General features: G+C 56.3%; 7 protein-coding genes. 4 read left to right on the forward strand and 3 right to left on the reverse strand.

The window, feature by feature from the left end:
* Nucleotides 1–123: 123 nt before the first annotated feature.
* Nucleotides 124–1,764: an acyl-CoA carboxylase subunit beta gene (locus tag LX66_RS24930; protein WP_145718576.1), complete on the reverse strand. Its 1,641-nt coding sequence runs from the start codon at nt 1,762–1,764 to the stop codon at nt 124–126.
* A gap of 125 nt (nt 1,765–1,889) precedes the next feature.
* Between LX66_RS24930 and LX66_RS24935 the strand changes: the two genes are divergently transcribed.
* Entirely contained in the window at nt 1,890–2,360 is a 471-nt protein-coding gene (locus LX66_RS24935; RefSeq protein WP_145718578.1) for a DinB family protein, read from the forward strand.
* On the opposite strand, the gene LX66_RS24940 is transcribed toward LX66_RS24935, so the two are convergent.
* Nucleotides 2,350–3,288, reverse strand: a complete 939-nt coding sequence (locus LX66_RS24940) for a bifunctional helix-turn-helix transcriptional regulator/GNAT family N-acetyltransferase (RefSeq protein ID WP_145718580.1) — start codon at nt 3,286–3,288, stop codon at nt 2,350–2,352. The genes LX66_RS24935 and LX66_RS24940 overlap by 11 nt on opposite strands.
* A 112-nt stretch (nt 3,289–3,400) precedes the next feature.
* Between LX66_RS24940 and LX66_RS24945 the strand changes: the two genes are divergently transcribed.
* The 3 genes from LX66_RS24945 to LX66_RS24955 all read left to right on the forward strand — a co-directional run bounded on the left by LX66_RS24945 (nt 3,401) and on the right by LX66_RS24955 (nt 7,888).
* A complete protein-coding gene (locus LX66_RS24945; protein WP_145718582.1) occupies nt 3,401–4,303 on the forward strand; it encodes a helix-turn-helix domain-containing protein in 903 nt (300 codons plus the stop codon).
* Between the two features lie 87 nt (nt 4,304–4,390).
* A complete protein-coding gene (locus tag LX66_RS24950; protein WP_145718584.1) occupies nt 4,391–6,205 on the forward strand; it encodes a nuclear transport factor 2 family protein in 1,815 nt (604 codons plus the stop codon).
* Between the two features lie 201 nt (nt 6,206–6,406).
* The gene (locus LX66_RS24955; RefSeq protein WP_145718586.1) at nt 6,407–7,888 is read left to right on the forward strand and encodes an alanine/glycine:cation symporter family protein; all 1,482 of its coding nucleotides are present in this window, start codon (nt 6,407–6,409) and stop codon (nt 7,886–7,888) included.
* 70 nt (nt 7,889–7,958) lie between these two features.
* Here LX66_RS24955 and LX66_RS24960 read toward each other — a convergent pair whose 3' ends face one another.
* Nucleotides 7,959–12,326 carry a hypothetical protein gene (locus LX66_RS24960; protein ID WP_145718588.1) on the reverse strand — a complete coding sequence of 1,456 codons (4,368 nt, stop codon included), beginning with the start codon at nt 12,324–12,326 and terminating at the stop codon, nt 7,959–7,961.
* Nucleotides 12,327–12,341 lie beyond the last annotated feature (15 nt).

Genomic DNA, 12,341 nt, shown 5'->3' on the forward strand with positions numbered 1-12,341 from the left:
TGCAATAATAATTAATAATGAAGAATTAATAATTAATAATCGTGGCATCGGTGTTTCAAAAGAACACTTGTGCTACGAGTATTATTAATTATTAATGATTAATTCTTCATTATTAATTGCTGGCTACACCTGGAATACGCCCAGCTTAAACTCCTCCCCGGAAAGGGGCGCCTGGTTGGCGGCAGTGATGCCTTCGGAGATCACGCGGCGCGTCTCCGCAGGATCAATGATATCGTCTACCCACAACCGCGCAGCGGCGTAGTAAGGGGTGGTTTGGCTGTTATACCGTTCTGTAATGGCCGACAGCAGCTTATTTTCTTCTTCCGGGCTGATCTCCTCCCCTTTTGCTTTCAGGGAAGCTACCTGTATCTGCAGCAGGGTTTTGGCTGCCTGCTCGCCGCCCATTACGGCTATTTTGGCGGTAGGCCAGGCATAAATGAAGCGCGGGCCATAGGCCTTGCCGCACATAGCGTAATTACCGGCCCCGTAAGAATTGCCGATAATGATAGTGATCTTGGGCACAATGGAGTTGGCCACGGCGTTCACCAGTTTAGCGCCGTCCTTGATGATGCCGGCATGTTCGCTGCGGCTGCCCACCATAAAACCGGTAACATCCTGCAGGAACACCAGGGGTATTTTTTTCTGGTTGCAGTTCATGATAAAACGGGCCGCCTTGTCCGCGCTGTCGTTATAGATCACGCCGCCCATCTGCATCTCGCCGCGTTTGCTTTTCACTATTTTGCGCTGGTTGGCTACGATTCCTACGGCCCAGCCGTCAATACGGGCATAGCCGCAAAGGATGCTCTTGCCGTAGTCCTGTTTGTATTGTTCAAATTCCGATCCGTCAGTCAATTGCGCGATCACGTCCAGCATGTCATAAGGCCGGGTGCTGTCCGCCGGCAGGATGCCGTACAGCAATTCCGGGTCTTTGGCGGGCGCTACCGGTGCTACCCGGTCAAAACCGGCGCTGGCAGGCGATCCCAGCCGGCTCATAATGCTGCGCACCTGGTCCAGGCATTCCTGGTCTGTTTTGAATTTGTAGTCCGCAATGCCGGATATCTCTGTATGGGTAACGGCGCCGCCTAACGTTTCCGCATCTACGCTTTCGCCAATGGCGGCCTTCACCAGGTAAGGGCCGGCCAGGAAAATGGAGCCGTTGCCTTCCACCATCAGCACTTCGTCGCTCATAATGGGCAGGTAGGCGCCGCCAGCCACGCAACTGCCCATGACCGCCGCGATCTGCGTAATGCCCATGGCGCTCATGCGGGCGTTGTTATAGAAAATACGGCCAAAATGTTCCTTGTCGGGGAATATCTCGTCCTGCATGGGCAGGTATACGCCGGCGCTGTCTACCAGGTAAATGATGGGCAACCGGTTTTCCATGGCTATTTCCTGCAGGCGCAGGTTCTTTTTACCGGTCATGGGGAACCAGGCGCCCGCTTTTACGGTCATATCATTGGCTACGATCATGCATTGCCGGCCGCTCACATAGCCGATGCCGCCTACTGTGCCAGCCGCCGGGCAACCGCCATGCTCCGTGTACATATCGTAAGCGGCAAAGGCGCCGATCTCGGTAAACGGGGAGTCCTTATCCGTGAGATAAGCGATCCTTTCCCGGGGGGTGAGCTTGCCCTTCTGCCGCACCTTCTCCATATTCTTTTTCCCCCCGCCCTGTTCTATGACGGCCAGGCGCTGCTTCAGCGTACTGATGGCCATCCGCATGGCATCCTCATTCCGGTTGATCTCCAGTTGTTGTTGATCCATAGCTGTTGTATTTAGGCTCTAAATGTAACGAAGAATAAAGACATGGTAAAAAGTGGCATGGAAAAACGGATACGGCAAAATATTTGTAAATTTAAGTTCACGGTAAACATAAACCTGCAATTACCATGTCACATCTGGAATTCCTGGCGCAATCACTGCAAAACCTGTATGACGGCTCTCCCTGGATAGACGTTATTTTCACCGAACATCTCAAACGGGTGAACGCACAGCAGGCCGTACAGCGCATTAACGGCTCCAATTGTATATGGCAGATCGTTAACCACCTTATTTACTGGAACCAGCGGGTGCTGCGCTATATGCACAATGAACAGCCTGAGCAGGAAGGCGACCTGCCGGATTTTTACCTGCCGGAAAATCATGGGGAGGAAAACTGGGAAGCCACCCGGCACCGGCTGGAGCATTCGGTAGAGCACCTGGCGAGCGCCATCCGCGCTTTCCCGGAAGAGAAGCTATATGAGTTGTTTCCCGGCACCAGCCACCCCGCGGCCTACTATTTCCAGGGCGTGGTGGACCATGCTTCGTACCACCTGGGACAGATCGTGCTGCTGAGCAAGTACAGCAACGTTAGTGAGTAGTTATCTCCAATTCATATCTTTCCTCATACAACCGGTGGCCCCACATTTCCTGGGGCGTCACCTCCGTTCTCCTGAACCCGGCGCGGGTGTATAAGGCCGCCGCCGTGGTCTGCTGGTTGGTGGTGAGCAGGTATACCTGCCGGTAACCTTTTTCGCGGCAAAAAGCCAGCGCATCCTCCACCAGTTTTTTACCCAACCCGATGCCCCGCATGTCCGGGTGCACCAGCAGCCAGCGCAGTTGCGCCAGCGTGGCGGAATGCCCCAGTATGGCTACCGCGCCTACAATGCGGCCGCGCCAGGTAGCCAGGAATACCCGGTCCTTACCCGGATCATAATTTTGCAGAAAATCGTAAAAGGTTTTGCAGACATAGGTCTCAAACTCCAGGTTGTAGGCGGTTTCTTTCGCATAAATATCTCCATGCAGGTAAATCAGGTATCCCACATCTCCCGGCTGTAGCTGATGCCGAAACACCAGGTCCTGCAGGGTGAGTGGCTGCTTTTCTCCCAGGCACTGGCGGATGGTTTGCATGGATTCAGTCACTTCCTGCTGCTGTACCTCCGGCAGGGGGGCCAGCACCTGCCTTATCTGCTCATTGGAGCGCTCGTCCAGGGTTTGCAGCAGGCGCTTCCCCTTGGCGGTAAGCTGCAGGTACCAGGTACGGCCGTCTGTGGCGGACTGCCGGCGGCTTACTATTTTATCCCGCTCAAATGCTTTCAGCATACGGCTGAGATAACCGCCGTCTATCTGCAGGCGCTCTGTAAGCAGCCCCGCCGTACAGTTATCCGTATGCCCGATCTCGTAGAGGGCCCGCACTTCCGATAAAGAATAGGGACTGTCCAGCATATGCTGGTTCAGCAGGCCTATCAGCCTGGTATAAAAACGGTTGAACTGCCGGATGGCAAGAATAGTTGCTGGTTTGACAGGCATGGCAAATCCTCTTAAATCGCTTCACAAATATCCGGACTATATTTGACAAAAGCAACTATTTATTTGACAAAGTCAAGTAATTGAAAAATGATAAATTCTTTAACTTGGGTGCATGCACTTAGTCCGTTCCATCCAGGAGTACTGCCGGCACATCAACATTCCGCCGCCCCGGCATCCGCATTATGACATCCGCCGCTTTGAGGATAATATGAAAACCGTGCATACCGTAGTAGCGCCGTTCCGCCATGAATGCTATGCCATTGCCCTCCGGGTAGCGGGCAGCAACCGGCAGGTGAACGGGGCCTTGCTGCACGGTAACATCTTCTTCAACTCGCCTTACCAGGTAATATCCTGGGATATACTGCCGGACTGGAAAGGTTTTTACATACTTTTCGATACAGATTTCGTGAATGGCAATCCCCTGTGGCAGCATTTCCTGGCGGACTTTCCCTTTTGCCGTACAGACAAGGCCATCCCTTTCAATGTACCGCCCGACCTGCTGGCATACCTGCAGGTCCTGTTTGAAAAAATATACACGGAATACCATTCCTCCCACCCGGACAATTTCCAACTGATATATGCCTACACACACCTGCTGCTGCTGTACGTAAAACGCTTCTTCGAGGCGCATGCCTTTACCGGCGAGGACTTGCAGCAGCACAACCGGAATGCGGACATCCAACTCCTCTCCCGCTTCCAGACGCTGATAGAATACAGCTTCTTCCATACGCCGCAGGATGCCGCCCTGCACTCCCCTGCCTACTATGCCCAGCAACTGCACGTGCATCCCAATTACCTGAACGCGGTGATAAAGCGCATTACCGGCAAAACGGCCCGCCAACTGGTGCACCAGCACCTGCTGCTCCTTTCCCGGCAAATGCTGGCCCAAACGGATAAAAGCATCAAGGAGATCGCTTTCCTGCTGGCTTTCCGCGAAGCCACCCATTTCAGCGCCTTTTTCAGGAAATACATGCAGCAAACCCCGGCACAATACCGGGAGCAACACCAGCAGTAAGTATTTGAAATTTGTCAGGCTTGCTTTGTTGTTTGTTATCCCCTTGCCTGCTTTGCGCCCATCTTTGCGCTACAAAACACAAAGCACATGGAAACAACCGCCATTATCGCCGTCCTGCTCAACATCTTCGAGAGCAGCGATGCCCGCCAATGGGAAAAAGTACAGCAGTCCTTTGCACAGGAAGTAATACTGGACTACACTTCGCTGGCCGGCGGCGAACCGGTCACGCTCACACCGCAACAGATCACCAACGCCTGGCAGCAGGTGCTGCCCGGCTTTTACAGCACCCATCACCAGGTAGGCTCATTCACAGCAGAGGTACAGGGCGACAGCGCCACCGCCACCTGTCACGGCCTGGCGCTGCATTACCTGCCCAACGATACACACAATAATATATGGGTAGTGACCGGCACCTACGATTTTTCCCTGCGGCGGCAGCACGGCGCCTGGAAAGTAAGCGCCATGCGGCTGAACCTGCAAAAGCAGGCAGGCAACCTGCAGTTACCGGCATTGGCGCAGGAACAGGTAAAGGCAGGCAGGCCATGGCCGCCCGCCACGCTTACTGCCAATGCCCGCGCCGCGGTGGAAAGCTATTTCAGCGCGCTGGAAAAAATGGATATCAACGCCTTCATGGAAGTATGGAGTGAGGATGCCCGGCAGGAAATGCCCCTGTCCCCGGCCGGCTTTCCCTCCCTGCTGCCGGACAGGCAGGCCATTCACCAGCAATACAAAGCCCTGCCGGAAAATTACAGCAGCATGCGGTTTCCCCGCAAGCTGTTTGCCACAGACCGGCCGGATGTGGTGATCGCGCAGTTCAGCGGCAACATACAATTGAAAAACGGCGGCGCCTATAATAATAATTACGTGAACATTTTCCGGGTAGAGGGAAACAGGATCAAAACCGTTACGGAATATTTCGATCCTTTCATACTGGAAGCGGCCTTTGGCAGTACCCTGCAGCGCAGCTTTAATGTGAACGGCGCCGCCGCAGACCAGGTATCCCGCCGGGACATTGCCTTTACCAGCAACGGGCTGGTGCTGAAAGGGCACCTGTACCTGCCGCCGGGCTTCAGCGGGCACCGGCAGTATCCTGCCGTGATAGTCGCGGGGAGCTGGATCACGGTAAAGGAACAGATGCCGGCGCTCTATGCGCGGCAACTGGCGGCCCAGGGCTATATAGCGCTTACCTTCGACTTCCGTTACTTCGGGGCCAGCGAAGGACAGCCCCGGGAATTTGAAAACCCGCGCGCCAAGATAGCCGACATACAGGAAGCCGTAAGCTGGCTGCATGCACAACCCTTTACCGACAAAGATCGTATAGCCCTGGCCGGTATCTGCGCCAGTGCTGGCTATATGGCGGACGCCGCCACGGCCGACCCACGCGTGAAAGCGGTAGTGGCCATTGCGCCCTGGCTCCACAATGCCGCCCTGCTGGAAGGTATTTACGGCAGCCGCCCCGGCGGAGTGGCCGGCCTGATCGCCGGAGGAGAAGCCGCCGCCCATGAATTTGCGGCCAGCGGGAAAACGCTTACCATTCCCGCCGCCAGCAATACAGACAGCAGCGCCGCCATGTACTGGCCCGGCGATACGCTGGACTACTACCTGAACCCGGCCAAGGGCGCCATACCGGAATGGCCCAACCGCCTGGCCGTGCTCAGTTGGCCGGAATGGCTGGGCTTTGACGGTGTAGCCATTGCCAGGCAGGTAAAACAGCCGGTATATATTATACACAGTGAAAACGCGGCCATTCCCGATGGCGCCCGGCAGTTCTATGCACAATTACCAGCATCTAAAGAGATCACCTGGCTGAACCAGTACAACCAGTTTGACTTCTATTATCAGCCGGCAGCCGTGGCCCAGACCACCGGGTTAGTGGTGAAATGGCTGGAAGAAAACATGTAAATGCTTCATTGGTAGCCGGTTGGCAGCCCTGCGATGTTATATTGAAATAATTTTAATTCGTTGAATTAACCGGGTGGATATCAGAAAATACAGGCCTTTCGGCTTATTTCTCGTAAAAATTCACTTAATTTAACGCTTTATTAATTTCAGCAACCTGCAAAAAACCAGCCATCGTGCCAACTGGCTACACAATGAATGAATATGGAAGCTATCATCAAAACAATTAACGACGCCGTCTGGAGCAATGCCCTCATCATTCTCTGCCTCGGCGCCGGTATCTACTTTTCGATTGTAACCCGCTTTTTACAGATCCGATATATAAAGGACATGATCCGGCTGCTGTTCGGCGGGCCGGCATCAGAAAAAGGTGTCACCTCTTTCCAGGCCTTTACCATGGCCATTGCGGGCCGGGTGGGCACCGGTAACATTGCCGGCGTAGCTACCGCTATTGCCATGGGCGGCCCCGGCTCCATCTTCTGGATGTGGCTGATCGCGTTCCTGGGCGCGGCCTCCGCTTTCGTGGAAGCCACCCTCGGCCAGATCTACAAGCAGGTGAAGGACGGCCAGTACCGCGGCGGCCCTGCCTATTATATAGAAAAAGGACTGGGCCTGAAATGGTACGCCGTGATCTTTGCCATTGCCACCATCTTAAGTACCGCTTTCTTTTTGCCGGGCGTGCAGAGCAACAGCATCGCACTGGGCATGAAGCAGGCATTCAACGTGCCGGTAGCCGTTACCGGGGGTGTTGTGACCCTGCTGCTGGCCCTGATCATACTGGGCGGCGTAAAGCGGATCGGCAAGGTAGCCGAACTGGTGGTACCTTTTATGGCAGGCGCTTACATCCTGATGGCCCTCATCATCATGGTGCTGAATATTACAGAAGTACCGGCCGTGATCGCGCTGATCATCCGTTCCGCCTTTAACGGCGAAGCTATTTTTTCCGGGCTTTTTGGCTCGGCCATTGCCTGGGGGGTGAAAAGGGGCATCTACTCCAATGAAGCCGGCCAGGGCACTGCGCCGCACGCCGCTGCCGCCGCGGAAGTAAGTCACCCGGCCAAGCAGGGACTGGTACAGGCCTTCTCGGTGTACGTGGATACCCTGCTGGTGTGCACCGCTACCGCCTTTATGATCCTGTTTACCGGCCAGTATAACGTGGTGAACCCTGCCGGCGGTTTCCTGGTAGAGCATATACCCGGCGTGGAAATAGGACCGGCCTTTACACAGCACGCGGTAAACACTCACTTCCCCGCCGTGGGCGGCGGCTTTGTGGCCATATCGCTGCTGTTCTTTGCCTTTACTACCATTATGGCTTACTACTATATTGCAGAGACCAACCTGAGCTACCTGGATAAAAAAGGGAACGGCCGCTGGATGATATGGGGCCTTCGTATACTGATCCTCGTTACCACTTTCTATGGTTCCGTTAAAACAGCTTCCCTCGCCTGGGCCCTGGGCGATATCGGCGTAGGCATGATGGCCTGGCTGAACATGATCGCCATTATCTTCCTGCAAAAACCCGCACTGAAAGCGCTGAAAGATTACCGCGCCCAACGGAAAGCCGGCCTGGACCCGGTATTCCGTCCAACGGAGCTGGGCATTGCCAATGCAGATGAATGGGAAAAAGCCCCGGAGAAAAAAACGCCCGAGGCAGCAGAAGCAGTGTATGCTACAAGAAACAACTAAGCACGAATGCGTTAATATTCAAAGCCTCCCAAAGGGGAGGCTTTTTTTATGCTTGTTACACGCCAGTTCTTCAAACCGCGCAGGTCGGGCAGCATACAAACGGCACTTCCGTTAGCGGCGACGTGCGCAGTATGCGGTACCGTCCCAGCGCATCCGACAGCGCCCGTTCGCTCTGCAGGCGCCGTCCTTCTATGGCTGCATAGATCTCCGGGTTGTTGGCCGTGAGCTTTTTGATCTCCGGTAATGACAGCCCGATATGCTCATAAATGCTGGTTATATTACCGAACACTTCCACCACCAGCACGCTCAACGGCGCATCTTCCGGCAACCCCAGTCCTGTGAGCAGGGCGGCTATTTCCTTATTGTCCCAGGTGGTGACGGCTGTTTTCACCTGGTCCTTCAAAATAGCCACCTTGGCGCCAGCCACCAGCGAAGCGTCCGTAAAGCTTTGCGCCGCAACAGGCTGCACGGGTACTGCGATGCTCTCCTGCAATGCATCATAAGCCTGCAGCAGTTTGCGGGCGGTTTCCCGGTCAGGCTCCATGATCCTGCCTGCTGCACGCTCCTTTATCAATACATTTACTTTCCGCTGTGTTTCGGGGTCCAGCCGGAGGGTATTCACTTCATCCAGCAAAGTAAGGTTGGTGAGCAGTATCCCGGCCCTGGCCGGTTCATCGGTCTGTTCTACGGTCCAGCGGTGCAGCTCCGTTTTGGCCGCCTGGTACAACAGCCCTAGGTCGCGGCCGGGCACGGCAATGCTTTCCGCCGGCCGGTGCAGCTCCATCAGCTTTTCACCCAACAGGATATTACGGTAGGCCAGCCCGTCCGCCTGCTTCACCTGCGCATACAGTACGCAATGCAACTGGGTGCGCGGCGGATCAGGGGTTACGTTCTTTCCCTTCCATACGGCTTTGGCGTAAGGCGCGTTCACATATACCCGGTCTTTATCGCGGTCTACATTGCAGAGGAGCGTGGGCGCAGGATGCTGCAGGCCGGTTACGCGCAGTGGCCTGCCGAACCTGCCCTGCGCCGTACTCCACAGGTTTTCCTGTTCGTCTGCATTGCTCCAGTGGCCGTGGCCTACCCGGAACTCGTAGGTAAAGAACCCGAAGAGCTCCGGGCTTTCCGCATGCAATCCCGGCGGCAGGGGCAGCAGGTAATGCACATCGTCATTGCCGCTGGCTTTTTCCATAGCCTGCATGGCGCTGAGGCCCGCCATGTCGTCCGTTTGCCCGGGCGTAATGCTGCGGATGTATTCCGGGTCTATGGGCAGCGGCGGGTCTTCCGCCACATCATTCACAATACCGATATTATTACTGATCAGTTGGTCGGGCGCATAATGCAGCGCCCTGCAGAACAGGGTGTCATGCGGGTCCTGCACCGGCTCTTCCAGCTCCACCCACAGGTAACGCTGCCGGGGCTCTGTAGCGCTGTACTGCTCATTTTTACGATAGGGCGAGAATGCGATGCCCACGCTGGCGATCTTCGGCACCTGTGCAGGTATTACGGTGGTGGGCAGCCGGAGCGGGTCCGGTGTAATGGCGGCCGGCGCGCCGTGTCCCGGCTTGAACTGCGGCGTGATCGTGTAATCCACTTCCAGCTCGTCCGGGAAGCGCAACTGCCCGTTGGGGCGTTTCAGTGAGGCTTTCGGCTCAATGGCGTCAATGAACACCAGCGTGGTGTAATCCCGGTTCACGATCCCGAATTCATCCGGCGTCAGGGATTCAAAGGAGGCGTAATGCTTCAGCTCGATATCGCCCAGCACATCCAGTGTTTCTGTTTCGGCGGGCGTATCGCGGCTGAATTTCTTATTGCGGCTTATCACGAAGCTCACGTCCTGCAGGGCGTCCCAACTCCAGTCGCGGTGCAGGCGGTACACCAGGCAGCCCAGCCAGTGGTTGGCCAGGTCGCCCTTGGAGGAGAAGGTAATGCTGCTCTGGTCCGGCGCCAGGTGGTGGCGTATTTTGCTGTTGCAGCCAAATACCACCCGCTCTCCTTTTTTGCCGGTAAGCGTAAGGCCATTGGACTGCACGCCCAGTTGCTGCGCCAGGCGCTGCACCATATCAGGCATCTGCATGGCATTTTCGCGGAGGAAGAACATGAACGCCAGGGAACCATCATTGGGCAGTACCGGGTCCGGCTGCAGGTAAATGGCCTGCACCGGCGATACATTGGGTCTGGGCAGCAGCAGGTCTTCCTCGCTGCCGGACTCCTTGTAAAACCATAGCTGCGTGGTCTTCCCATAGCGGCTGTCCAGGTCCGGGTTGGCCTCGTTGATAAACCCGAAATAGCTGCTGTCGCCGTCGCACACGGCCCGTACGGTCAACCGTATCTTGCGGGCGGTGGGCAGCGGTATATCTGTCATCGCGTCAATGGCCGGTTTGTTGAGGGTAGCGTCGTTAAAAGGATCATCCTCGTTGCCGAGGTTCAGCACGGGCACATCGTGAAATACCACCGGCAGCTCCAGCTCATCTTCAAAGCCGGGATCAAAGCTGCGGGTAGTGCGGTAGAGCGTAATATAATTTTCCCGCCCGCTGTCGCTCAGCAGGTTGTCCAGGCGCAGCGTTTCCACTTCCACCCTGATCTCCACCCGGGTCACATCCGGGTCCGCAATGGCGGGCACCTTGCTGTCGCCCTGCGCCTGCACGGACTGCACCAGCAACTGCACCGGGTCCTGCCCGGCGGCCTGGTACCTGCCGGTAAATACCACGGCGGGATAATTGAGCACCGGGCGGCGTATCTGCAACACCGGCTCCGCATCAAATACCGTATCGCCGTCCACGATGGCGCCGTTAAAAAACTCCTGCTGCGCTGTAAGCAGGGCAGCCGGCTTCTCAATACGGCAAAGGCCGGGCGCGATGTATCTTTTAAAATGGCGTGTAGCCGTAGGCGATGGTGCGTTATTGAACACTTCCTCCGACACGGAAGGGCCGCCCCCGCTGATATCCGCCATGCGCACCTTGAACTCGTAGGTATGGCCATAGCGCAGTTGCGCTTCGGCCGCTACTTCATCAAACAGGTTGCCGGGCGCCACGTTCTTCGGCGTAGGATCGTCCGGGCTGGTCTGCCCTTCGGTATTGCGGTAGATCTGTACTGCGTCCGTATCCTTCAGCACCAGGCTTTTGCCAATCCAGCCGGTAAAGTACATGGGCAACCAGTAAGCGGCGGAGGTATCATTATCCAGTTGGGTGGGAAACACCTGGTAAGGCAGCTCCACTTCCTCGTTGGCCCCATTGCCTACGCCGGCATCGCCAATGTTGTAGGATTGCCTGCTGCGCACCAGGTTCAGGCTGCTCCAGTTGGCCGCGCCCTGCTCCCTTACATCAATGCGGTAGCCAAACACGCCCAGGGGCGCATCCAGCCGTTTGCCCGGCTCCTCCGGGTTCTGGCCCAGTTGCCGGATGTACCAGATCATGATCTGTTCATCGTCCCAGGCCAGGCGTATACCAGCATCCTTTACCGGGTGCTCGCCGTCCTGCTGTTCGGCCAGCAGGTTGCAGCTCACTGGCTGCGCGGCGTGCACGATCCTGGCGAAGCCGTCGTTATATTCATTCAGCTCCGCAAATATTTTGTCCCACTGCCCTTTGGGCTCGGGGTCCACGGCATCCATCGCTTTACGGTACAATACGGGGAACAGCAGCGGCGCAAACACCGGCCGCGGCGTATCCACCTCCAATTTGGGCAGCCGGGCGGCGTATCTTTTAACAAAAGGCCCGTCCGCATCCTCCAGCAGTGCGTCCTGTATGGGCACATAATCTGCGTTCACCAGGTCGGCATAGAGGTAGCAGCCCTTTTCAAACAGGGCGGCATTGTCCTCCACAGACACCGTGGTGCTGTAGATCATGCCGCAGGCCCTTGCCAGCAAAGGCTGGCGGAGTATGTGGGCAAACACCTGCCCCCAGCTCAGGTCGTCCTTGTTGGCCCAGCCGGGCTTCTTCTTGGTGTCCTTGCGAATGGCGCAATGGTAGCTGTCGTCCGTGCTGGCATTGGGATGCCGGGGCGTGGTAAAATTGAAAGATTCCCGGTAGCTCAGCGGCAGGTACTTGCGCACCGTCAGGGCTTCGTTGGCGATCACCGGTTCTGCCTTGTCGGTGGTGTTGTCTACATTTATTTTAGCGCCCAGGTCTGCGGCAATGGCCTGCAGCAGGGGCTTTTTATTGGCGGCGGCCGTAACGGTCACGGGTATCTTTACCGGGATGCGGCCGGGGGCGGTGGCATTGCTCAGCGGCCATTCATCCAGGCCCTTCACCACGCCCAGCTCAAACTGCGGCACCAGGTCCGCAAAGGGCGTAGCGGCGTCATCCGGTGCGGGCAAGCCCGTTGCATAAGGATCGAAGGGGTTCTGATTGCGGGGGATCAGCACAATGTTCAGGGCCAGTTGGGTGCCGTCAAACCCCTGCGGGAAAACCATGACCGTATATCTTCTTTTGGCTTCCATGTGTATATCAGTTTT

Source organism: Chitinophaga japonensis, assembly GCF_007830125.1.
Classification (GTDB): domain Bacteria; phylum Bacteroidota; class Bacteroidia; order Chitinophagales; family Chitinophagaceae; genus Chitinophaga; species Chitinophaga japonensis.